The 23,610-nt window shown below is 65.0% G+C and carries 19 protein-coding genes and 1 pseudogene; 12 read left to right on the top strand and 8 right to left on the bottom strand.

Translation table 11 applies throughout. The annotated features are described in order from the left end of the window. A pseudogene (locus B3E94_RS23105) lies at positions 1–387 on the bottom strand (murein L,D-transpeptidase); the annotation flags it as partial. 648 nt (positions 388–1,035) lie between these two features. On the opposite strand from B3E94_RS23105, the gene B3E94_RS23100 reads away from it, so the two are divergent. From B3E94_RS23100 to B3E94_RS23045, 12 genes are all read left to right on the top strand, one after another. Next, a complete protein-coding gene (locus B3E94_RS23100; protein ID WP_286915361.1) occupies positions 1,036–1,767 on the top strand; it encodes a hypothetical protein in 732 nt (243 codons plus the stop codon). Positions 1,768–2,041: 274 nt separating this feature from the next. After that, positions 2,042–2,950 carry an RES domain-containing protein gene (locus tag B3E94_RS23095; protein WP_286915360.1) on the top strand — a complete coding sequence of 303 codons (909 nt, stop codon included), beginning with the start codon at positions 2,042–2,044 and terminating at the stop codon, positions 2,948–2,950. A gap of 177 nt (positions 2,951–3,127) precedes the next feature. Further along, positions 3,128–3,952: an AraC family transcriptional regulator gene (locus tag B3E94_RS23090; protein WP_286915359.1), complete on the top strand. Its 825-nt coding sequence runs from the start codon at positions 3,128–3,130 to the stop codon at positions 3,950–3,952. 73 nt (positions 3,953–4,025) lie between these two features. After that, positions 4,026–4,412, top strand: a complete 387-nt coding sequence (locus tag B3E94_RS23085; RefSeq protein ID WP_286915358.1) for a cupin domain-containing protein — start codon at positions 4,026–4,028, stop codon at positions 4,410–4,412. 220 nt (positions 4,413–4,632) lie between these two features. Further along, positions 4,633–5,070, top strand: a complete 438-nt coding sequence (locus tag B3E94_RS23080; RefSeq protein WP_286915357.1) for an NUDIX domain-containing protein — start codon at positions 4,633–4,635, stop codon at positions 5,068–5,070. A 157-nt stretch (positions 5,071–5,227) separates the two neighbouring features. After that, positions 5,228–5,671, top strand: a complete 444-nt coding sequence (locus tag B3E94_RS23075) for an acetyltransferase (protein WP_286915356.1) — start codon at positions 5,228–5,230, stop codon at positions 5,669–5,671. Positions 5,672–5,729: 58 nt separating this feature from the next. Continuing rightward, positions 5,730–6,494 carry a hypothetical protein gene (locus B3E94_RS23070; protein WP_286915355.1) on the top strand — a complete coding sequence of 255 codons (765 nt, stop codon included), beginning with the start codon at positions 5,730–5,732 and terminating at the stop codon, positions 6,492–6,494. A 29-nt stretch (positions 6,495–6,523) separates the two neighbouring features. Next, on the top strand, positions 6,524–6,946 hold the full coding sequence (locus B3E94_RS23065; RefSeq protein WP_286915354.1) for a hypothetical protein: 423 nt from the start codon (positions 6,524–6,526) through the stop codon (positions 6,944–6,946). A gap of 48 nt (positions 6,947–6,994) precedes the next feature. Next, positions 6,995–7,660: a response regulator gene (locus B3E94_RS23060; RefSeq protein ID WP_286915353.1), complete on the top strand. Its 666-nt coding sequence runs from the start codon at positions 6,995–6,997 to the stop codon at positions 7,658–7,660. Continuing rightward, the gene (locus tag B3E94_RS23055; RefSeq protein ID WP_286915352.1) at positions 7,636–8,979 is read left to right on the top strand and encodes a sensor histidine kinase; all 1,344 of its coding nucleotides are present in this window, start codon (positions 7,636–7,638) and stop codon (positions 8,977–8,979) included. Before B3E94_RS23060 ends, B3E94_RS23055 begins: the two co-directional genes overlap by 25 nt. 235 nt (positions 8,980–9,214) lie before the next feature. After that, entirely contained in the window at positions 9,215–9,538 is a 324-nt protein-coding gene (locus tag B3E94_RS23050; RefSeq protein ID WP_176513981.1) for a hypothetical protein, read from the top strand. Positions 9,539–9,576: 38 nt separating this feature from the next. Beyond that, positions 9,577–11,274 (top strand): phosphoethanolamine transferase, encoded by a 1,698-nt coding sequence (locus tag B3E94_RS23045; protein WP_286915351.1) that lies wholly within the window; start codon positions 9,577–9,579, stop codon positions 11,272–11,274. Here B3E94_RS23045 and B3E94_RS23040 read toward each other — a convergent pair. The 7 genes from B3E94_RS23040 to B3E94_RS23010 all read right to left on the bottom strand — a co-directional run bounded on the left by B3E94_RS23040 (position 11,249) and on the right by B3E94_RS23010 (position 23,184). Beyond that, complete coding sequence (locus B3E94_RS23040) at positions 11,249–12,628, bottom strand: UDP-glucose dehydrogenase family protein (protein ID WP_176513978.1); 1,380 nt, start codon at positions 12,626–12,628, stop codon at positions 11,249–11,251. The two genes, B3E94_RS23045 and B3E94_RS23040, sit on opposite strands and share 26 nt — an antisense overlap. A gap of 86 nt (positions 12,629–12,714) precedes the next feature. Then, positions 12,715–14,340 (bottom strand): propionate catabolism operon regulatory protein PrpR, encoded by a 1,626-nt coding sequence (prpR, locus tag B3E94_RS23035; RefSeq protein ID WP_286915350.1) that lies wholly within the window; start codon positions 14,338–14,340, stop codon positions 12,715–12,717. Positions 14,341–14,367: 27 nt separating this feature from the next. Further along, on the bottom strand, positions 14,368–15,141 hold the full coding sequence (locus B3E94_RS23030) for an SDR family NAD(P)-dependent oxidoreductase (protein ID WP_286915348.1): 774 nt from the start codon (positions 15,139–15,141) through the stop codon (positions 14,368–14,370). A 17-nt stretch (positions 15,142–15,158) separates the two neighbouring features. Beyond that, on the bottom strand, positions 15,159–16,343 hold the full coding sequence (locus B3E94_RS23025) for an acetyl-CoA C-acyltransferase (RefSeq protein WP_236237026.1): 1,185 nt from the start codon (positions 16,341–16,343) through the stop codon (positions 15,159–15,161). A 34-nt stretch (positions 16,344–16,377) separates the two neighbouring features. Next, positions 16,378–18,480: a 3-hydroxyacyl-CoA dehydrogenase NAD-binding domain-containing protein gene (locus B3E94_RS23020; protein WP_286915347.1), complete on the bottom strand. Its 2,103-nt coding sequence runs from the start codon at positions 18,478–18,480 to the stop codon at positions 16,378–16,380. A gap of 156 nt (positions 18,481–18,636) precedes the next feature. Further along, a complete protein-coding gene (locus B3E94_RS23015) occupies positions 18,637–20,424 on the bottom strand; it encodes an acyl-CoA dehydrogenase C-terminal domain-containing protein (protein WP_286915346.1) in 1,788 nt (595 codons plus the stop codon). A 111-nt stretch (positions 20,425–20,535) separates the two neighbouring features. Further along, a complete protein-coding gene (locus tag B3E94_RS23010) occupies positions 20,536–23,184 on the bottom strand; it encodes a LuxR C-terminal-related transcriptional regulator (protein ID WP_286915345.1) in 2,649 nt (882 codons plus the stop codon). Positions 23,185–23,610: the final 426 nt, after the last annotated feature.

Below are 23,610 nucleotides of genomic sequence, written 5' to 3'. Positions count from 1 at the left end.
CGTTTGTGCTGGCGTCGGCGCGCAGGACTGCAAGAACGATTGAGCCTCGGCCAGCTCGTCGCCCCGAAAGTCCGCAGGGTTCAGGCCGTCAGCTTGTATGTCATTCAGGCTCTTGAGCAACTGGGTGATATCGCGCCCGTCTGTCCAGGCAGCGCGATAGCTGCGATGGGAGTAGAAATCAAGAACAACGCGATTGATGTCCGCGCGTTGATGTTTGCGAGAGGTAATCAAGGGAGGAAATGACGATGCCAGGGGTTCAAGTGCGGCCTGGATCCCTTGTCCAACGATGTCGTCAGGCGCTGCAACCTCCGCACTGACCTGCGCAGACACCGACAAACCGATCTGCGACGTTTCACTCAGCGCAGTGCCGCTGATCAGAAAGACCATAAATAAAGCACGGCTTATGACGAATACCCTTGATAACTGCACTTTGGATAATCCTTGAATCTCTCGCAACTCATAAAGCTAGCGTCCAAACCGCTGCCAGGCTCGACATATTCTTGATGAGATTTACATATGGCGCTACATAGTGATCGGTAGTTATCGACTGTGGGATGGGTAACCGACCGCCTCTGCCTATTTCTGCCCTTCGCGAGCGGCCGCTCTGGGTCAATAGCTGTCAGTCGCGACCGGCCGCTATCGACCCATACCTGCCCTTCGTTCGGGGCGGCAATCGGCCATTAGCAGACGCTCAAAGGTGTCCAGGAAAGCCGGGGTATTCAGGGCATTCTTGGACCTCATTCAGGGGGTTATTAAAGTCTAGCTATGATGGCATTATGACTCCCTGGCTGGAGGGGCTGACATGACCAGCGTGATTGAGAGGAGTCGAGGGGCAAGGTTTTTTGAGGGTATTAGCTCTTCTCAACCAAAGTAGAATGATGCGCGACAAAGTATTCTTTGAACTTTCAACAATTCTGGCGAGAACTCTAGTGATCGTGAGGTGTCTGGCCCGAGGGGCCAAGATGCTCAATCGGCATATCAACAAAAAAACAACCATCATTAATTGTAAATCATCACAAGGTCTTAGACGCAGAAATGGAACAAGAGATTATCGATTTTTTTAACAAATATATCGACGAACTGGATGTTGACAGTGGTGGTGGTGGATGGCCTAAGATCCCTGAGTACGAGCTCCTTCCGCGCGACTTTCTAGACTTCGCAGAGCAAGATTTAAAAACGCCAAGCTCCGTCCATAGTCTAATTAACGCAACTTCCAATCTCAAACGCGCAGTGGATTGCCAACTTGATTATCTGCTTTGGACGCTTAATCTCGACACCTATTACCGCAGCAAAAGACTGGGAGTTGACCGTAAGCTTGGGCTATTAAAACGCGCAGGCATATTTCGCTCTCGGTCACTTACAAAGCTTAACGAATTGAGAAATAGACTTGAACATCATTATGAAGTTCCAAAGATTGAAGATGTTGAAGTTTACTTTGACTTGGTAGCTGCGTTTGTTAGCGTAGTCGAATCCGTCATTCCCCTAGCTGGTTTTCAGTCTAGGTTAACCAATGCATTGGTTTGCGGTGGTGGCGTCGATTCAAGTTTTAGTCATGACGCGCCAAAATTTGAGCTCACTTTAGAACATAGTCCTTCTGGTTATAAAAAAACTTTTGAAGCCAGCATGAGCAAATCAAAAAACCCCAAGACTGACCTTGAGAGCTTTGCATATCTATTGCGAGTCCATATGCTCCTAAGGAAGCTAGAAGAATCCGCAATAACCGAAAAACATTTCCTAAAGGCACTAGCTGATGAAGTTCAAGTGTAGCGCTTTTCAAAAACTCAATCGAGAACTGTTGAGCCTCGAATGAAACGGTTGCAAGTGACCATTTTCGAACCAAAGCTACCTTTCGCGAGAGGCAACTTACGGCCACAAGCGGCCACTCATGATTGACGCAAAACCCTCTTTGGAAGGCGAAGCAGGAGATTCAAATATATTCGTTTAGCAATGCTGAAAAGCGTAATTCAGGATAATATACAAACCTTTAGCTCTAGACTTTCACCGCAAACCCTATCTACTCAATAATAATCAGAGATCTCAAATGATCAACAAAGAATACCTTGCGTATCTTGACGCAACAGATAAAAAGCTTCTTAAAAAGAAAATAAAAAAATATAAATTATCAAAATTTTCAGCGCTAACCAGAGAACAGCTTTCAAACCGAATAATGGACGTGTTGTGTACAGAACGCCTTGATGGCCAGCGCTCATTCATGATGCAGGCTAACACTCTAGACTTTCCAGCGGGAACAGTATTTTACAGAGTTCGCTGGCTTGATCCGAGCGAAGACCCGCTCAATCCTAAATCGATGTTAGAGCTAGGTGCAGTGTGGATGCCTCCATCGGAAAGAGTCCAGCCAGGCCGAGTGAACAGGAAAGGCGAGGCTCTACTATATACAGCAACTACACCTATGACTGCCTTGGCTGAAGCCAGAATTAAAGACGGAGATCTGTTCGCTCTGATTTCATATGAATCAAAATCAAGCTGCAAATTAAATAGTATCGGCATGCCGCAAGATCAAAAAAACGAACTTAATGTCTCTTGCAGAGCTAAGGTCGGAACTTTAGAGGACTTCCTCATTACGGAGTTCTCCAGAGATTCAGGATCTGAAGGAGAACACATATATCTTGCCTCGGACATCATCACCAAAGACTACTTCGACTACCCCGAAACCATAGGTTGGTGCTACAAGTCGGTTGCAGATCCCGCTGGAGTCAACATCTGTTTCAAGGGGGGATTTGCGAAAAATTATCTGGAAGCAAAAACAATAGCCATTGGCAGGCTTCAAAAATCGAAAACTGAGAAAAAATTAAACATCACATCTTTTTGTTTTATAGATAAAAATGATCGTGAGTACAACTACGTTACCGAACACATAGGAACCCCCTACCTGGACTTCAAAAACTTACATAACAGCCACTTCCTTGACGCTCCTCCGGGCGTTTTTTGAGTCCAGCGGCTCAAACGTATAGGCGACAGGCCGCTTTGGGTCGATAGCAGTCACTCTGCGACTGACAGCTTCCGACCCGAAGCGAATGTTGAGCGCAAATGAATTGGGTACTCGCAGAATCCTGAAATAGGATGGACCATTCACACTCAAGATGGCGCACTACCGGTGAGCATATCCATGGCGCGAAAAGAAACCCTTTCATCCACCTCCGATTGGGTCATCCGCAGCACGACACCTGGCAGTGTGGAGCGCATCGAAGCATGGTTCGGCGGCCACGGCTACGACTCGCATCGCCACGATACCTATTCGATAGGCCGTACCCTTGCCGGCGTTCAGAGCTTTCACTACAAGGGCGTGCTGTGTCACGGCGTGCCCGGCAACACACTTGTGCTGCATCCCGACGAAGCGCATGACGGCATGGCTGGCACGGAGGTGGGTTTTCGCTACCGGATGGCCTACATCGACCCGTCGCTGATACAGAACGTTCTCGGGGGAGAACCGCTGCCTTTCATCGCTGGCGGACTATCCTGCGACCCGCGCTTGTACCAGGCCAGTGAGGCTTTCGTGCAGGCGCTGGATCACCCTCTGGAAGCACTGGAGGAACAGGACGCGGTCTATGACTTGGCAATGGCGCTTCGTGTAGTCGGCGGCAAGCCGCGTGGCCGCAAACGCCTGGATTACCGCTCTGCCGAGCGCGCCAGGGCGTTCATCATGGAGCACCTTCACCTGGGCATCACGCTGGAGATGCTCGAACAGGCGAGTGGGCGTGAGCAATGGAGCTTGTCACGAGACTTTCGGGCCCTCTATGGCACCAGCCCATACCGTTTTGTCACGCTAAGGCGGCTGGACTCTTTCCGCAGACTGATTCTGGATGGTTTCACATTGGTCGATGCCGCGCTCGCCTCAGGCTTTCATGATCAGAGCCACATGACCCGGCACTTCACGCGAACTTACGGCGTGCCGCCTCTGCGTTGGCTGGAACGCTTACGTACTGTTCGCTGAGTTGCAGGATCGTACAAGAACGGCGCATTTACCGTTCGATAGGCTGGTCACTCCAATTTGGAGAGAATCAGTTATGTCCCGCATGCATCAGCAATTGGCAGCACAGCCTGTGAACCTGGCTCAAAAAGCTTCTCTGATCGAGCAGCAATGGAGTCCGAGGGTCGTCGCGCAAATGAACGACTACCAGTTCAAGGTGGTACGTATCGAAGGTGAATTCATCTGGCATTCACACCCGGAAACCGATGAGGCTTTTCTAGTGCTCGAAGGCCTCTTGCGCATCGATCTTCCCGATGGCTGTGTTCATGTGAAACCGGGCGAGTTGTATGTCGTAGCACGTGGTGTAGAGCACAGAACAGCGGCAGAGACAGAAACAAAAATCATGATGATCGAGCCGCGAGGCGTGTTGAATACCGGTCATGAAGGCGGGGAGCGAACAGCGCTGAATGACGTCTGGATCTGACTCGACATCGACTGGGCGTGGCATTGACAGCGATTCAAAGCGCTGTGGTCAGTACCGGCCTCATCGCCGGCAAGCCGGCTCCCACAGGAATATCACCCACCTTCAGACCTGCGCTGTACCTGTGGGAGCCGCGCTTGCCGGCGATGGGCCGCGAAGCGGCCCCGGGCGCTACAATGCCTGCCTGAACCACCAGCAACGGAACGCATCGATCGAAATCACCATGCACCCAAACAAAGCCTGCCCAATCCTGCTCTCACCCGAATCACCGCCCAAGCTCCTGCTGTTCCGCCACCCACTGGCCGGCGTGCAACTGGTGAAGGGCACCATCGAGCCCGCAGAAGCCCCGCGAGCTGCGGCATTGCGTGAGTTGGCGGAAGAGTCCGGCATCGGCGACGCCCAGGTGCTGGACGACCTGGGCTGCTGGGATGCCGGCCACGCAGGCCAGGTGTGGTCGTATCACCTGTGCCGCGTCGAGCGCGCACTGCCGGCTGCCTGGACGCACCAGACGCTGGATGACCACGGCCACTGCTTCGCGTTCTTCTGGGCTGCGCTCGACGCTTTGCCCTATGCCGATTGCCACCCCGTCTTTCAATGCGCGCTGGCATTCGTCTGCCAAGCCCTTAAGGCGCGGCAGGGCAGGGTGGTTCACGGCTCCTGAACAACCGATTAGAATGCCGCCTCCTTCCTTTTCGGCCACTGTGCCGTGCTCCGCCCAGGCGTTGATTCGCGAAGCGGGCATACACCATGCCGACGTCCACAGGCTCGCCCTCTACGGCGTGCCACGCTTCCATCAACCTGTGAACGAGGATGATTCGATGATCATTCGCCAGGGCATCGCCGCGGACCATCCGCTGCTGCTCGACATCTGGCTGCGCGCGGTGCGCGCCACCCACCACTTCCTGCAACCTGCCGATATCCAGGCGCTGATCGCGCCGCTGCGCGATAGCTACCTGCCCGCTGTCGCGCTGAGCGTAGCGGTCGATACCGATGACACCCCGCTGGGTTTCATCGGCCTGAGCGACGACCACGTGGAAATGCTCTTCGTCGACCCCGACCTGCATGGCCAAGGCACCGGCCGGGCGCTGCTCGATCATGTGCGCGCCTCACGCCAGGCGCTGAGCGTCGACGTCAACGAGCAGAACCCGCAGGCGGTGGGCTTCTACCTGCACTACGGCTTCGTGCAGACCGGCCGCTCCCCGCTGGACGGCGAAGGCCGGCCATTCCCGCTGCTGCACATGAGCCTGCTCAGGCCCAGCTAAGTTTCGCCCGGTAGCGTGCCTCCTTGAATCCACCTCAGGAACCAAGGAGGCACCCGCGATGCACGCGCAAAGCACTGGCTGGCTCAACAAAGTCCCGGAAGTGACGCTGTCCTTCTGGATCATCAAGGTCATGTCCACCACCGTGGGCGAGACCTTCGCCGATTTTCTCGCCGTCGACATCGGCTGGGGCCTGGGCATCACCAGTGTGGTGATGGCCCTGCTGCTGGCCGCCGCGCTCACCTTGCAGATGCGCAAGCGCGAGTGCGAGCCCTGGATCTACTGGCTGTGCGTGGTGCTGGTGAGCATCCTCGGCACGCAGATCACCGACATCCTCACCGATGAACTGAACATCAGCCTGTACGCCAGCACGGCGGTCTTCTCGCTGTTGCTGATCGGCAACTTCGCCGCCTGGTACGCGCTGGAACGCACCCTCTCTATCCGCCGCATCGTCACTGCCCGACGCGAGTTGTTCTACTGGACCACGGTGCTGTGCACCTTCGCCCTGGGCACCGCCGCAGGCGACCTGGCGACCGAAGCGCTGGGCCTTGGCTTCGACCTCGGCACCCTGATCTTCAGCGCCTTGATCGCCGCGTGCCTGCTGGCCTGGCGCCTGGGCGTGAACACGGTGCTGGTGTTCTGGGTCGCCTACATCCTCACGCGCCCGCTCGGCGCCTCGCTGGGCGACCTGCTGACCCAGTCCCGCGACTACGGCGGCCTGGGCATGGGCGCCAGCTGGACCAGCGCGATCTTCCTCTGCGTCATTTTCATCCTGGTCGCCGTCGCCCAGTTCGGCGCCGTCCAGGCCAAACGCGTCGCACCTTGAACCTGCTCCCCGATCACGAGGTAATCCCCATGGCTATTCGTCACAAACTGCTCACCAGCCTGTCCATCGCCTGCCTGGCCGCCGTGCTCGGCGCAAGCCAAGGCTGCTCCAAGGCCGATGCCCCGCCAGCAGGCGCCGCCGGGGTGCATGCGCCCAGCAAGCTCGGTGACCTGAGCGCGTTTCGCAGCATCGCCGACGATGTCGCCGCCAAGGTCCAGGCCCAGGACCTGCCCGGCGCCAAGGTGCGCATCAAGGACCTGGAAAAGACCTGGGACGATGCCGAGGCCGGCATCAAGCCGCGCGCCGCCAGCGACTGGCACGTGCTGGACAAGGCCATCGACCGCGCGCTCGACGCCCTGCGCGCGAGCCAACCGCAGCAGGCGGCCTGCAAGGCGGCGATGGATGACCTGCTCAAGGCCTTCGACAGCTTGCAAGGCCCGCGACAAGGCTGACCTGGGGAGGCTATCGTTGCCTCACCGGTTCGCGCCCCTGGAGGCCGCATGCGCATATTGTTGGTCGAAGACGACGGGATGATCGCCCAGGCCCTGCAGGCGGCCCTGCAGGCCGCAGGCTATGCCGTCGACTGGGTCGCTGATGGGCTGACGGCCGAAGCGGCGCTGCGCACCCAGGCCTACGACCAGGTGCTGCTCGACCTCGGCCTGCCCGGCCAGGACGGCCTGCAACTGCTCGAGCGCCTGCGCGGCGCCGACAACCCGGTGCCGCTGCTGATCATCACCGCGCGCCCGGGGCTGGAGGACCGCCTGCGCGGGCTGGACGGCGGCGCCGACGACTTTCTGCAAAAGCCCTTCGAGATGGCCGAGCTGCTGGCGCGGATGCGCGCCGTCATGCGCCGCAAGGGCGGCCGTGCAGCGCCGGAGCTGGGCAATGGCCGGGTCAGCCTCGACCCTGCGCTCAAGCGCGCGTGGGTGCAGGGCCAGCCGCCGGTGCAACTGTCTGCGCGCGAATTCGCCTTGCTCCAGGCTTTGTTGGTCAGGCCCGGGGCGATCCTTTCGCGCGGCGAGCTGGAAGACCGGCTGTACGGCTGGGGCAACGAGGTCGAGAGCAACGCCGTGGAATTTCTCATCCATGGGCTTCGGCGCAAGCTGGGCAAGGATGTCATTGGCAATGTCAGGGGGCTGGGATGGATGGTCTCGAAAGGCGACTGAAGCATTCGCTGCAACTGCGCCTGTCGCTGGCGCTGGGCGTGGCGATTCTGCTGGTGGCCACGCTCACGGGCGTGTTCAGCTACCTCTCGGCCTTTGATGAAGCCCTGGAGTTCCAGGACAACAGCCTGCGCCAGGTCGCCGCCTTGCACACCCGCCAGGGCCTGGGCTTCCATTACCCCGCCGCCACGCCAGGCGCTGGCGAAGACGATGAGGAAACCCGCATCGTGATCCAGTACCTGGCCGATGGCGCCAACGCCGTGCACGGCGATGACAGCCGCCTGCCGCTGCCCATTCCCGCGTCCGTGGCCGATGGCCTGTCGACGGTGGACGTGGGCCATGAACCGTTTCGCGTCTGGGTCGGCAAGGACGCCTCGGGCGCGCGTTTCGTGGTGGCCCAGGAAATCGGCAGCCGTAACCGTGATGCGCGGGGCAGCGCCTGGCGCGCCTTGCTGCCGTTCGCCATTTTGTTTCCGATCCTGCTGCTGGTGGTCGCCGACCTGATCCGCAAGCTGTTCAAGCCCGTGGCCACCCTGGCCGCCGCGCTCGACCGGCGCGAAGACCACGACCTGCGGCCGATCGATGACCAGGCCATGGCCTGCGAAATTCGCCCGTTCGTGCAGGCCATCAACCGCCTGCTCGGGCGCGTGTCGCGCAGCGTGGAGGGGCAAAAACGCTTCGTCGCCGATGCCGCCCATGAACTGCGCACGCCGCTGACGGCGCTGTCGCTGCAGGCCGAAGCGCTGGAGGCCGAGCCGATGCCCGCCGCCGCCCAGGCGCAAGTGCAGCAGTTGCGCCGTGGTATCGGCCGCAGCCGCAAGCTGGTCGAGCAGTTGCTGGCCCTGGCCGGTGCGCAACTGGCCGAGCCGCTGGCGGGCAATGTGTCGGTGCACGCGGCTTGCCGCCGGGTGCTCGAAGACCTGATGCCGCTGGCCACGCGCAAGCAGCTCGACATCGGCGTCGAAGGCGAGGATGCCAGCCTGCCGCTGCGCGAACTGGAGCTGCGCGCGGTGATCAAGAACCTGGTCGAGAATGCCATCAACCATGCCCCGCCAGGCGGGCAGGTGGATGTGCGCATCCTGAGCACGCCGCAAGCGGTGGAAGTCGTGGTCAGCGACGACGGCCCAGGCGTTGCGCCAGAAGAATGGGGCCGCGTGTTCGACCCGTTCTATCGCGGCCAGGGCCACCAGGTGCCGGGCTCGGGGCTGGGGCTGTCCATCGTGCAGACCCTGGTGCAACGCTCCGGCGGGCAGATCGAGGTGGGCTTCAGCGATGCCGCCAGGCGCTGCGGCTGGTCGGTGCGCCTGCGCTGGCCCCGGTGAATTTGCCTCCATTTACTGGCGCTCTGGAGCAGCGCTGCTAAAGTCACGGGCCTCACAACTTTCACGAACCGGACAAGGAACGTCTGCTCATGTCTGCTCCATACCCCTGCGCGCTCGTTACGCCAAGGCCCTCTGCGGCTGCCCCTGAATATCTTCAGCACGCTTTATTAACAAATATTTCATCCACGGCCCTTTAAAAGGGTGGCCATGCGTGCTCGTGCGCGGAGGGTGGGCCATGCCTGATTCCATGTTCGCCTATCGGTTGCTGTTTCTCATGCTGTTCATGGCATCGATCGTGACCTGGGTGTTTCTCTGGCTGGTGGGCTACATCCGCCACCATCCCTTCACGCGCACGCATCCTGGCAACCCCGGCTCCGTTTCGTTGGCGGGGGTGCTGCTGGTGCTGCTGTGCGCGGCATTCGATTTCTTTCGGCTGGTCGAGCGCAATACCTTGCTGCTCGCCCTGGTCACCATCGGCCTGGTGATCCCGTGGGGTGCGGTGCTGATCATCAAATGCCATGCCTACGTGCGCCATCGCAAGTTTCCAACACATAACTAGAACGTGTTTTGCCAACCTGATTGTGGAGCGGTAGGTCAATGAACAAGGACGCGGTAACTTCCCAGGCGCTCAGCCGGGAAAGCAAGGGCATCAACCCCCTGGGGGTCATTTTGCTGGTGGCGCTGTGGATGACCGTGGCGGTCAACGCGGTGTTCTGGTCGAAGGTCTGGCGGGCCATCGATGGTTTCGACAACGGCAACCCGCTGTTTCTGATCAGCCTGCCGCTGTTCGTGCTGGCCTGGCACTTCATCATCCTCTGGGCGCTGTGCTGGGGGCGCCTGCTGCGCCCGGTGCTGGCGCTGCTGCTGGTGGTGGCCTCGGTCGCCAGCTACTTCATTTCCCGTTACGGCATCGTCATCGACGCCTCGATGCTGGCCAACCTGCTGCAGACCGACCCGGCCGAGGCCCGTGACCTGCTCAGCACTGGCATGCTGGTGTGGCTGCTGGCCACGGCGCTGCTGCCCATCGTGGTGCTGTACCGCCTGCCGCTGCAGCGCCCGCGCTGGCGCCGCCAGGCCATGTGGCGCGTGGGCAGCCTGGTGGCGGTGCTGGCCATGGTCGGGGTGATCCTGGCGACCCAGTACCAGTCCTACGCCTCGCTGCTGCGCAACAACCGCGAAGTGCGCCTGATCCTCACCCCCTCGAACGTGCTGGGCGCCATGCACAGCTACGCCAAGCAGAGCCTGGCCAAGCCCAAGGCCTTCATCCAGGTCGGCCTGGACGCCCACCAGCGGGTCGACGCCAGCGCCGATGGGCGGCGCAAGCTGCTGGTGCTGGTGGTGGGCGAGACGGCCAGGGCGATGAACTTCTCGCTCAACGGCTACCCACGCCAGACCAACCCCGAACTGGCCCGGCGCGACGTGCTGAGCTTCGCCGATGTCAGCTCCTGCGGCACCGCCACGGCGGTGTCGGTGCCCTGCATGTTCCAGGACCTGGGCCGCAAGGAGTGGAAAGACCAGTACGGCAGCCACCGCGAAGGCCTGCTCGATGTGCTGCAGCGTGCCGGTGTCGGCGTGCTGTGGCGCGACAACAACTCCGGCTGCAAGGGCGCCTGCGACCGCGTGCCCAGCCAGGACATGTCCCACGCCGGCATCGGCGCGTTGTGCATCACCGGCGAATGCTTCGACGAGGTACTGCTCGCCGGCCTGCAGGACTACCTCGATAACGGCACGGGCAACACCGTGGTGGTGCTGCACATGAAAGGCAGCCACGGCCCGGCCTACTACAAGCGCTATCCGGCCGCCTTCGAGCGCTTCACCCCGGTGTGCCGGGACAACCAGCTCGACCAGTGCGAGGACCAGGCGATCCGCAACGCCTACGACAACACCGTGCTCTACACCGACCATGTGCTGGCCCAGGTGATCGACCTGCTCAAGCGCAACGACCGCCACTACGACAGCGCCATGCTCTACGTCTCCGACCACGGCGAATCGCTGGGCGAGAAGGGCGTGTACCTGCACGGCCTGCCTTACGCCATGGCACCGGCGGAACAGACCCATGTGCCGATGGTGCTGTGGCTGTCCCGGCAGCTGGCCGCCAGCCGCGGCATTTCCCAGCCGTGCATGGCCCAGCGCACCGGTGCGAGCTTGTCCCACGACAACCTGTTCCATTCGGTGCTTGGCCTGATGGATGTGCAAACCACGGTGTACCGCGACCAGCTGGACCTGTTCCGGCCCTGCCAGGCAGGCCAGCTGGTGGGTGAGGCGGCGGCTATCGGGCCAGTGGCAGAGCAGTAAGGCGCGGGGCATGCTGCGCGGCCAGCCAGCGCGGCGGCACCTGCCCGCGGCCGATGCCGTAGTAGGTCAGGCCGGCGGCGGCCATGTGCTCGGGCTCGAACAGGTTGCGCCCGTCGAACACCACGCGGTCGGCCAATAGCTGCGGCATCTGCTCCAGGTTCAGCACCCGGTAGTCCTGCCACTCGGTGGCGATCACCAGGGCGTCGGCGCCGTGCAGCGCCTCGTCCTTGCCGGCCATCAGTTGCAGGTCTGGGCGCGGGCCGTAATGCCGGTGGATCTCGTCCATGGCCTGCGGGTCGTGGGCCTGCACCCGGGCGCCGGCGGCCCACAGCGCTTCGAGCAGCACGCGGCTGGGGGCCTCGCGGATGTCATCGGTGTTGGGCTTGAACGACAAGCCCCACAGGGCGAACACCTTGCCCCGCAGGCCGCCCGGGTAATGCCGCTGGATCTTGTCGAACAAGCGCTGCTTCTGGCGCTGGTTGACCGTTTCCACCGCCTGCAGCAACTGCGGCTCGAAGCCCTCGGCCTCGGCGCTGCGGCGCAGGGCCTGCAGGTCCTTGGGGAAGCACGAGCCGCCAAAGCCACAGCCGGCGTAGATGAAGTCGTAGCCGATGCGCGGGTCCGAGCCGATGCCGCGGCGCACCATCTCGATGTCGGCGCCCAGGTGTTCGGCCAGGTTGGCCATCTCGTTGATGAAGGAAATCTTCGTCGCCAGCATGCAGTTGGCTGCGTACTTGGTCAGCTCGGCGCTGCGCGCATCCATCACCATGAGCTTTTCCCGGTTGCGGCTGAACGGCAGGTACAGCTCGCGCAACAGCTCCACTTCAGCCGGTGCGGCGCCGCCGATGATGATGCGTTCGGGGCGCATGCAGTCATCCAGGGCCGTGCCCTCCTTGAGAAACTCAGGGTTGCTGATGACCTGGAAGCGTTCGCCGTCGGCCACGGCCTGGGCGATGCGCGCCTTGATCCGGTCCACCGTGCCGACCGGCGAGGTGGACTTGTTGACGATCACCTTGGGCTCGCTGGCGTGCGCCAGGATGTTGTCGACCACGGCGAACACCTGGCTCAGGTCGGCGCTGCCATCGGCTTGCGGTGGGGTGCCCACGGCGATGAACAGCAGGCGGGCGTGGTTGCTGGCAAGGCCCGGGTCGGTGGTGAAGCGCAGGCGCCCGCAGGCCAGGTTCTTTTCCAGCAGCGGCGCCAGGCCCGGCTCGAAGATCGGGCAATGGCCCTGGACCAGGGCCGCGACCCGCTCGGCATCGACATCCATGCACAGCACCGAGTGTCCCACCTGGGCCAGGCACACTGCCTGGGTGAGGCCGACATAGCCGGTACCGAATACCGTAACCTTCATTTGACAGCTCCGTGATCGTTTCTAGGCGAATGCGGCTAGCTGAAAAAAAATGTCACGTTTGTGTTTAGTAATTGTGACCGGGCCGCTCAGCCGAGCCTGCGTACCCGCCGCCACACAGTGCTGCGGCTGACACCCAGGCGGCGTGCGGCTTCTTCCATGTCGCCAGCGCAATGCTCCAGCACCTGGCGGGCATGGGCCGTTTCGGCGGCCTTGCCCAGGCTGCGCAGGTTGTCGGCCGGGGCTGCGAGCGGGGCGGGCGGGGTGCCGGCCGGGTACAACTCGGGGAACAACGCCGCCAGCTCGACCCCCTCGGCGAGCGTGCCCAGGCACAGGGCGGCGCGTTCGGCGATGTTGTCCAGTTCACGGATATTGCCCGGCCAGGCATGGCGCAGCAGCAGTGCCGGCAGGGCCTGCAGGTGCTCGGCGCTGACCGGTGGCAGGCCACTGGCGCGGCTGTGGCGCGCGAGCAGGGCATTGAACAGCGGCACGATGTCCGCCAGCCGCTCGCGCAGGGGCGGCACGGCCAGGCGCAGGATGTTCAGGCGGTAGTACAGGTCCTGGCGAAAGCGCTGGTCGGCGATGCGTGCGGGCAGGTCGCAGTGGGTGGCGGCAATCACCCGGATGTCCACCGGGGTTGGCTCGCAGGCGCCCAGGCGCAGCACCTCGCGCTCCTGCAGCACGCGCAGCAGGCGGGTTTGCAGCGCCACCGGCATGTCGCCGATCTCGTCCAGAAACAGCGTGCCGCCGTGCGCCAGCTCGATCAGCCCAGGCTTGCCGCCCTTGCGCGAGCCGGTGAAGGCGCCGTCCTCGTAGCCGAACAGTTCGCTTTCCAGCAGCGATTCGGGCAGCGCCGCGCAGTTGATTGCCACGAACGGCGCGTGCTGACGCGCGCTCTGGTTGTGCAGGCTTTGCGCGAGCAGCCCCTTGCCGGTGCCGCTTTCGCCGGTGATCAGCACCGTGGCGTCGGTTTGCGCGTAGCGCTGGGCCAGGTGCAGGGTGGCGCGAAAGGCCGGGGCGTCGCCCAGCATCTGGGCAAAATGGTGGCGGGCCTTGAACGGGCGCGCATCGGCCTCGCGAGGCCGCCGTGGCGGGCGCCGCGAGGGTGTTTCAAGCGGCTTGGCGGCCAGGGTCACCAGGCTGTCGAAGGTGTGGCGCAGGCTTTGCGCATCCAGCGCCAGCACCCCCTGGGCACCGGCATCGTCGGCCAGCTGGCACACGGTGGGCGAGCCGATGATGACCTCGAACCCATCGGCGACCAGGCGCTCGACCTGCTCGCGCGCCTGCTCAAGGCAGGTGTAGGTGTGCTCGCGAATCTGCAGGGTGAACAGCGCCTGCATCGCGGCCAGCTCCGGGTAGGGCTGGGCGAAGCTGAGGATGCCGACCTTGCTGGCCCGGTCGCGGGCCTGCACCAGGGCGCGAATCAAATCGAACTCGCCCAGGTGCAGGGTGCGCACCGTGGTGCACAGGTGCTGGCGCAGGTAATCGGCAGCGGCGCCGGAACACAGGATCACATCGGCCTGCTGGCGGCTCTCGAGCCGGCGCGCCAGCGGCAGCAGGTCGGCCAGGGTGGTTTCGATCACCTCGATCCGCGCCTGCTGGCGGTAATCGGCGCTTACCTGCTCGATCAGTTGCGCCATGCGGCTGGGCGCGGCGGGGCGGTGCAGGTGGGTGACCAGCGCGACCACGCGGGGCAGGTAAGCGGCAACGGACATACAGGCTCCTTGGACAAGGCGAAGGCGTTACAGCGGGTTTACCAGATGCCCGCCATCCACCGCGACGATGCTGCCGGTCATGAATGCACCGGCATCACTGGCCAGCAACAGCAGCGGGCCGTCCAGTTCGTGCAACTGCCCCAGGCGGCGCAGCGGCACCTGGCCCTTGATGTAGGCCTGGCCGGCTTCGCTGTCGAAGTAGTCCTGGTTCATCTCGGTCTTGAAGTAGCCCGGGGCGATGGCGTTGACGCGGATCTGGTAGCGCGCCAGCTCCAGGGCCATGGCCTTGGTCAGCTGCACCACGGCGGCCTTGGCCGTGCAGTAGTGGCTCAGGCCACTGCCCACGCGCAGGCCGAGGATCGAGGCGATATTGACGATGCTGCCTGGCTTGGCGGCCTTCACCAGGCGCTGGCTGGCGCACTGGGCCACGTGGAACACGCCGTCGAGGTTGGTCGAGAGCATGCGCTGCCAGGCCTGCTCGCTCAGCTCGAGAAAACGCCCCGGGTCGCCGATGCCGGCATTGTTGATGACCACGTCGACCACGCCAAAGCGCGCCTCGGCCTGGTCGAAGGCCTGTTCGACACTGTCGCGGCGAGTCACGTCCAGGGCCACGGCCAGGGCTTCACCGCCGCTGGCCTGCAGCGCTTCGGCCAGCGCCTGCAGGCGCTCGGCGCGGCGCGCCGCCAGCACCACGCGGGCGCCGGCGGCCTGGGCCAGGCGGGCGAAATGCGCGCCCAGGCCGCTGGAGGCACCGGTAACCAACACGGTCTTGCCGGCCAGAGAAAATATGTTTGCAAACATGCTATCGGTCCTTGGTTTCAGAGCACTTCGAACAGGCCGGCGGCACCCATGCCACCGCCCACGCACATGGTCACCACCACGTAGCGCACGCCGCGCCGTTTGCCTTCGAGCAGGGCATGCCCGACCATGCGCGCGCCGCTCATGCCGTAGGGGTGGCCGATGGCGATGGCGCCGCCGTTGACGTTCAGGCGCATCGGGTCGATGCCCAATGTGTCGCGACAGTACAGCACCTGGCAGGCGAAGGCTTCGTTGAGCTCCCACAGGCCGATGTCGCTCACCTTCAGGCCATGCTGGCGGAGCAGGCGCGGCACCGCGTAGACCGGGCCGATGCCCATCTCTTCCGGGGCCAGGCCGGCCACCGCGATGCCCCGGTACAGGCCGATGGGCTGCAGGTTGCGCTGCTCGGCCAGGCGCGCGTCCATCAGCACGCAGGCGCTGGCGCCGTCGGACAGCTGGCTGGCGTTGCCGGCGGTGATGCAGCCGCCGTCGAGCACCGGCTTCAGGCCGCTGAGGTCGTCCAGGCGGGTTTGCGGGCGGTTGCCTTCGTCCTGCGCCAGGGTCACCTCGCGGTAGCTGACCTCGCCGGTGTGTTTGTCCTTGATCAGCTGCTGGGTGGTCAGCGGCACGATCTCGGCGTCGAACAGCCCGTCGCGCTGGGCCGCGGCGGTGCGCAGCTGCGACTGCAGGGCGTAGGCGTCCTGGGCCTCGCGGCTGATGCCGTAGCGCCTGGCCACGTGCTCGGCGGTCTGCAGCATCGGCATGTAGGCGTGGGGCACGCGCTGGATCACCTGGCTGTCCTGCTCGGCCAGCGCCCATTCCAGGTTGCGCGCCTGCACCGCGCTGATGTTTTCCTGGCCGGCGCCGATGGTCGCCTGCATGCCATCGACGATGATCTGCTTGGCGGCGGTGGCGATCGCCATCAGCCCGGAGGCGCACTGGCGGTCCAGCGTCTGGCCGCTGACCGACACCGGCAGGCCGGCGGCCAGCGCACTCATGCGGCCCAGGTTCCAGCCGGCGGTGCCGGAGGGCATCGCGGTGCCCATCACCAGGTCTTCGATTTCATCGGGCGCGATGCCGGCGCGCGCGACCGCGGCCTGGATGGCGTGCGCCGCCAGGCTGGGCGAGCGGGTGTTGTTCAGCGCACCGCGAAAGGCCTTGCCGATCGGCGTGCGGGCGGTGGAGAGGATGACGGCTTCTTTCATGTTCGGGGTTCCTTGTGGGCCAGGGGTGAGCCGGTCAGAGGCTTGCGCTGCGCAGCTTGCTGCTGGAGGCCAGGCGGCGCAGCAGCGGGGCAGGTTGCAGCCACATGTCGCCATAGGCGCCGAGCTGTTGGCGTTGCTGCTCGATGCCGGCCAGCACGCGGTCCATGCCCAGCTCGCGGGCGTAGTGCAGAGGGCCGCCGCGCCAGGCCGGGAAGCCGTAGCCGTTGGTCCACACCAGGTCGATGTCGCCACTGCGCAGGGCGATGCCTTCATCGAGCAGCTGCAGGCCTTCGTTGATCAGCATGAACAGGCAGCGGTCGTGGATTTCTGCGTCGCTGATGCTGCGCCGGGTGATGCCCAGGCTGGCCGCCAGTTGCGCCGCGATCTGCTCCACCTCGGGGTCTTCGATGCGCTCGCGGCCTTCGTAGCGGTAGAACCCGCGCCCGCTCTTCTGGCCGTGGCGGCCCAGGCGGTAGAGCTCGTCGGCCAGGCGGAAGTAGCTCGGGTCGTGGGCGATCTCGCTGCGCCGCGCCTGGCGTACCAGGTAGCCGACGTCGATGCCGGCCAGGTCGTACATGGCGAACACGCCCATGGCCAGGCCAAGGCCGGTGAGCACCTTGTCGACCTGCGCCGGGGAGGCGCCTTCGAGCACCAGGCGGTGGGCTTCGCGGGCATAGGGTTCGAGCATGCGGTTGCCGATGAAGCCAAAGCACACACCGGACACCACCGGCAGCTTGCCGATGCGCTTGGCGATCTTCAGCGTGGTGGCCAGCACGTCCGGCGCGGTCAGGCGGCCGCGCACCACTTCGAGCAGGCGCATGACGTTGGCCGGGCTGAAGAAGTGCAGGCCGACCACATCCTGCGGGCGTTGGGTGCAGGCGGCGATGCGGTCGACGTCCAGGGTCGAGGTGTTGCTGGCCAGGATCGCCCCCGGCTTGCATACGCGGTCGAGGGTGCGGAACACCTGCTGCTTGATCGACAGGTCTTCGAACACCGCCTCGATCACCAGGTCGGCGCCTGCCAGGTCGGCGTAGTCCAGGGTGCCCTGCAGCAGGCCCATGCGTTGTTCGAGCTGCTCGGCGCTGAGCTTGCCGCGCTTGATGCTGCTCTCGTAGTTCTTGCGGATTTGCGCAAGGCCGCGGTCCAGGGCTTCGGGCTTGAGCTCCAGCAGGCGCACCGGGATACCGGCATTGATGAAGTTCATGGCGATGCCGGCGCCCATGGTGCCGGCGCCGATCACCGCCACCTGGGCAATGTTGCGCAGCGCCGTGCTGGCGTCGATGCCCGGCACCCGCAGCGCTTCGCGTTCGGCGAAGAACTGGTGGCGCAGGGCGGTGGCCTGAGGGTCTTGCAGGGCTTCGAGAAACAGCGCCTGCTCGCGGGCCAGGCCCTCGGCCAGTGGCAGCTCGCAGGCAGCGCGCACCGCGGCGAGTACGCGCAGCGGGGCGTGCTGGCCGGGTTTGCGCGCGGCCAGTTGCGCCTCGCGGCTGGTGAACAGGTCGCCTGCCAGGGCGTCGCTCAAAGGCGGGCTGGCCGGGCTAGGCGCAGCAGGGGCGGCCAACTGCTCGCGGGCGAAGGCACAGGCGGCTTCGAGCACGCCCTGGCCGGGTTCGGCGAGGCGGTCGACCAGGCCCAGGGCAAGGCCCTGGCGGGCGTCGATCGGGTCACCGCCAAGCATCATGTCCAGGGCCGGGGCCACGCCGATCAGGCGCGGCAGGCGCTGGGTGCCACCGGCGCCGGGCAGCAGGCCCAGGCGCACTTCGGGCAGGCCCAGGCGGGCGGTGGCGCTGGCCACCCGGTGGCTGCAGGCCAGGGCCAGCTCCAGGCCGCCGCCCAGGGCCACGCCGTCGATGGCGGCAATCAGGGGTTTGCCGATGCGGGTCAGGGCATCGAGCAGGTGCGCCAGTGCCGGCTCCTCCCAAGTCTTGGGGCTGCCGAATTCGCTGATGTCGGCGCCGGCGCTGAACGGCAGTTGCAGGCCGTGCAGGATGATGGCCTGTACCTCAGGGTCGGCGGCGGCCTGGCTGCAGGCCTGCATCAGCGCCTGGCGCAGGGCGTGGCCAAGGGCGTTGACCGGCGCATGGCGCAGGCCGATCAAGGCCAGTTGGTGGTCGCGGCGATAGTCGATCAGCTGCATGGGAGGGAACCTTGTTGTTATTGGCCGGGGGAGGCGTTGCAAACCTCGCCTTGGCTAAGACGAATGAAAAAACCAGGTGGCGGCCCGTAGCGCGGGCCGCCACCCGAAAAGTCCGCTGCCCGGAGGGAACAGGCAGCGGAAACCAGCTCGGTCGTATCAGCGGGCGAAGGCCGCCTCGCTGATGTCCATCAGGTTGTCGCTGCCACTGCGGATCAGCGTTTCATGCAGGCTGGCGCGCGGCAGCAGGCGCTGCAGGTAGAAGCGCGCGGTTTCGCGCTTGCCCTGGTAGAACGCCACCTCGTCGCTGCCGGCGGCCAGGGCGCGCTCGGCGGTGCAGGCGGCGCGCAGCCACAGGTAGCCGACCAGGGTGTAGCCGCTGAGCATCAGGTAGTCGAAGGCGCTGGCGCCGATCAAGTTGGCGTCGCTGGCGCTGGCCTCGCGCAGCCAGGCGCTGAGTTCGCGCCAGGCGATCACCTGCTTGAGCAGCGCCTGGGCCAGGTGGGCCGGGGCCGTGCAGCTCTGGATGAAGTCTTCGATCTCGCCCAGCAGTTCGGCCAGGGCCTCGCCGCCATCGGCCAGCACCTTGCGGGTCAGCAGGTCGAGGCCCTGGATGGTGTTGGTGCCTTCGTAGATCGCGGTGATGCGCACATCGCGAGCGATCTGCTCCATGCCCCACTCGCGGATGTAGCCGTGGCCACCGAACACCTGGATACCCAGTTGCGCGGCCTCGTTGCCGGTTTCGGTGAGAAAGCCCTTGGCAATCGGCGTGAGCAGCGCCAGGCGGCGCGCCGCGGCCTCGCGCACGCCGGCGCTGGCGCCGTGGTGCAGTTGGTCGACGCCCTTGGCGCAGGTGTAGGCGAGCATGCGCCCGCCCTCGGCGTAGGCCTTCTGGGTCAGCAGCATGCGCCGCACATCGGCGTGGCCGATGATCGGGTCGGCCGGCTGGCCCTCGCGCAGGCGCGGCGTGGCGCGCATCTGCACACGTTCGCGGGCATAGGCCAGGGCGCCCTGGTACGACGCCTCGGCGTGGGCCTGGGCCTGTTGCGACACCGCCAGGCGCGACTCGTTGATGTAGGTGAACATGGCGTTCAGGCCGCGGTTGGCCTCGCCCAGCAGGTAGCCGGTGGCGCCGTCGAAGTTGAGCACGCAGGTGGCGTTGCCGTGGATGCCCATCTTGTGCTCGATCGAGCCGCAGCTCACGCCATTGGGGGCGCCGAGCTGGCCCTGGGCATCGACCTGGAGCTTCGGCACGGCGAACAGCGAAATGCCCTTGACCCCGGCCGGTGCGCCTTCGATACGGGCCAGCACCAGGTGGATGATGTTCTCGGTCATGTCGTGTTCACCGGCAGAGATGAACATCTTGCTGCCGCTGACCTGGTAGCTGCCGTCGGCCTGGGGCTTGGCGCTGGTGCGCAGCAGGCCGAGGTCCGAGCCGCAGTGGGCTTCGGTGAGGCACATGGTGCCGCCCCAGCGCCCGGCGATCATTGCCGGCAGCAAACGCGCCTGCAGGGCCGGGTCGGCATGCTCGCTGAGGGTGCTGATGGCGCCGCCGGCGAGGTTGCCGTACATGCCCCAGGCATGGTTGGCGCTGCACACCATCTCGTAGTTGACGAAGCCCAGCGACGGCGGCAGGCCCTGGCCGCCGAAGGCCGGGGCCTTGTCCAGGCCCAGCCAGCCGTTGTCGGCGAAGCGCTTGTAGGCCGCGGCGAAGCCGGGCGGGGTGGTGACCTTGCCGTCCTGCCACTGGCAGCCGTGCTGGTCGCCCACCGCGTTGAGCGGGGCCAGCTCCTGTTCGGCGAACTTGGCACCTTCCTCGACGATGGCGGCGAAGGTCGCTTCGTCCGGGGCTTCACAGCCAGACAGTTGTTGGTAGTGGCGGCTCAGGTCGAGCAGCTCCTGGGCAACGAAGGTGATATCGCGCAATGGGGCGGTGTAGCTGGGCATGCCGAACTCCTGGCTGGGTGGACTCGGCATGTTGTAGCAGGCAGGCCTCGGCGCCGCGTCCACCCAGGGGGTGGAATGGCGGGTGGATTCGGCGCCGGGCCCAGGTGGAGGTCAGCTCAGCAGTTGCAGTTCGCGCGCCGCGCACAGGGCGCTGTCGCGGTCGGCCACGTCGAGCTTGCGGAACAGGTTGTTGATGTGGGTCTTGACCGTGCTCAGGCTGATGAACATGGCCTCGGCGATCTGCCCGTTGTTCTGCCCGCGGGCCATGCGCTGCAATACCTCGAGCTCGCGGCGCGAGAGCGGCACCAGCAGCGCGCTCTCGGCGTTTTCCCGGCTGGCCAGCAGCGGGCGGAACAGCGCATCGAGCTGCTGGCGCGAGGGCGCCGGGGCGGCAAGGCCCAGGCGCTCGCGCACCGCAGGCAGCAGCAGTTGGCGCAGGGCCTCCAGGCTTGCATCGCCCTCGTATTGCAGCAACTGGCCCAAGCCTTGTGCGCAGGCCAGTTGCAGCGCCTGTTCGAGGCTCAGCAGGGCGTCGTCCTGGTCCTGCTGCAGGGCTGCCGCGAGCAGCAGGGCGTCGAGCAGCAGGCGGTGGTTGCCTTGCGCCTGAGCCTGGGCCTGCAACGCCTGCTGGATCTGCCGGGCCTTGTCGCGCTGGCCAAGGTGGCGCTGCACCCAGGCATAGGCCAGCCATTCTTCGGGCAGCAGCTGCTCGCCATACTGGCGCCGGCACCAGTGCCACTGGTCGAGCCAGTCGGGCAGGTAGTCCTGGTCGTTGTCGCGCAGGGCCAGGCGCGCCAGCCAGGCGCCGGCCTGGCGGTAGAGGGTGAACAGGCGGTATTGCCGGGCCAGCCGGCGCACCTCGGTCCAGCGTGCCTTGGCCTGGGCGGTTTCGCCCAGCGCCCAGTGCAGGCACGCCTGGTGGTGGAACACCCAGGGCAGCGCGGCGCTGTGGGGGAAGCCCAGGGCCAGCACCTCGGCCTGGGCCAGGGCGTGGCGCGCCGGGGTCAGGCGGTTGGCCTGCAGCAGTGCCAGGCCCTTGCCCAGGTGGCGGAACAGTTCATAGAAGCGCCCCGAGCTGCCGGTGGCGGGCACCTCGGCCATGCCTTGCAGGCGCTCCCAGGCGGCGTCGTTGGCGCCCTGGGCCAGTTCGATCTGGGCCAGCAGCAGGTGCAGCAGGTTGGTATAGCCGCTCAGGCCAAAGCCCTGCAGCTCGCGCAGGGCGCGGCTGGCTTCGGCGTGGGCCTGCGGCAGCTGGCCGAGCGCGGCCAGGCAGTTGGCGCGGTCGAAATACAGCACCGAGCGCGCCGCGTTGTGCTGGGGGAAGGCCTGCAGTGCCCGCGCCGCCAGGGCCAGGGCGTGGCCCAGGTTGCCGCCCAGGTAGGCCAGGCGGCTGCGCAGGAACATCACCGTCTGCTGCACCCGCTCGGGGTGGCGCGGCACCGCCTGGCGGCGCTGCAGGGCGTAGAGCTGGCGCAGGCACTGGCAGGCCTGGGCCATGTCGTTAGTGACCATCACCGTGGAGGCTTCGGTCACCGCCAGGGTGAAGCTGTCGTTGCCGGTGTGGCCGGCGACCTCGTCGAGCACATCGACCAGGGTGTTGACCTTGCCTTCGCGCAGCAGCTCGAAGCCGTGCCGGTCGACGATGCTCAGCACCGCATCCAGGTCGCGGGCGCGGCCGAACTGGTAGATGGCCTCGGTGTAGCGGCGCTGGCCCAGCAGCCAGTCGGCGGCCTGGCGATGCAGCTGGCGCAGCTGCTGCGGGTCGCGTTGCTCCAGGCGCTGGTAGAGGCCGTTGCGCAGGGCCGGGTGATAGCGGTATTCGGCGTGGCTGCCCTGGGGCACCTCGATGATCAGGTCCAGGCGCTGCAGCTGGCGCAGTGCGGCGGGCACATCGGCCTTGGCGGCCAGCTCGCGGGCAAGGCCGGCATCGAAGACCTGGGCCACGGCGGTGTGTTCGAGGAACGCGCGCAAGGGCATCGGCAAGCGCTGCAGGCACTCTTCTTCGAGAAACTGCCGGGCATGGGCGTAGGCCTGGCGGGTGATCGGGCGCAGGTCGGCGGGCGCCTGGCCGGTGCCGAGCAGGGCCTCGCGGTAGGCCTCGAGCCAGAACAGCACGCCACTGGGCCAGCCTTCGCTGCCGGCGCGCAGCTGGTACAGCGCATCTCTGCCCAGGTGGGCCCCGCGGGCCAGCGCCAGCTGCTGCGTCTCTTCGCTGTCCAGGGCCAGTTCACGGGCGCCCAGCACGCTCAGCCGGCCGTCACGGCGCAGGTGCGCCAGCGGCAGGGAGGGCGGGCCTTCGCTGGCGGCGACCAGGCGCAGCGCCGCTGGCGGGTGGTGCAGCAGCGTGTCCAGGTAGTGCCAGGCGGGGGCGGCGGTGAGCAGGTGCAGGTCGTCGAGCAGCAGCGTCAGGGGGGCTTGGCGGGCTTCCAGGTCGGCCAGGATCAGGCTCCACAGCGTGTCGGCCGGCTGCGTGTCGCGCTGCTTGGCGGGCAGTTGCAAGGCCGCGTGCAGGTGCAGCAGCAGCGCCAGGGGCTGGTTCTCGGCGCGGGTCAGGCGCAGCCATGCCCAGGGTTCGGCCTGGCGGCGGGCGAACTGGCCCAGCAGGGTGCTCTTGCCGTAGCCCAGCGGCGCTTGCAGCAGCACGACGCCGCCCGCGCCCAGCGAGGTGGCCAGTTGGTCGAGCAGGCGCGCACGCAGTACCCCCTTGGGTGGCTCGGCAGGGGGGCGCAACTGGTTTGGTTTGAGCGTGGGACGGTGCATGAAGAGCAGGTTCCATCGGGTCGGCCAGACATCCTAGCCGAGCATGGGAGCGGGGCGTGTGGATTTTTGTTGGTGCTTGGGGGGGCTGGCTTGGGGAGTGTGGGGGCGGATGGGGTGGCTGGCTTGGGAGTTGTGTGGGGGCGGATAGGGTGGCTGGCTTGGGAGTTGTGTGAGGGCGGATAGGGTGGCTGGCTTGGGAGTTGTGTGAGGGCGACTATCGAGCGCCGCCCGCGCGGCGCATCGCGGATAAATCCGCTCCCACATTTGTTGCAACGTGCCACTGTCTGTCAGGCCATGGTTGTCCGCCTTTGGCGCCCGCCGAGAAATTGCGTCGTACAAACAAGGCTGGCAACCATGGCCTATCAGGCATAGGCACGTTGCAACAAATGTGGGAGCGGATTTATCCGCGATGCGCCGCGCGGGCGG

It is taken from the genome of Pseudomonas sp. UBA6315 (assembly GCF_002438125.1).
Classification (GTDB): Bacteria; Pseudomonadota; Gammaproteobacteria; order Pseudomonadales; family Pseudomonadaceae; genus Aquipseudomonas; species Aquipseudomonas faucium.
The sequence above is the reverse complement of the archived record's forward strand: the minus strand, read 5'-3'. Positions and strand labels throughout refer to the sequence as shown.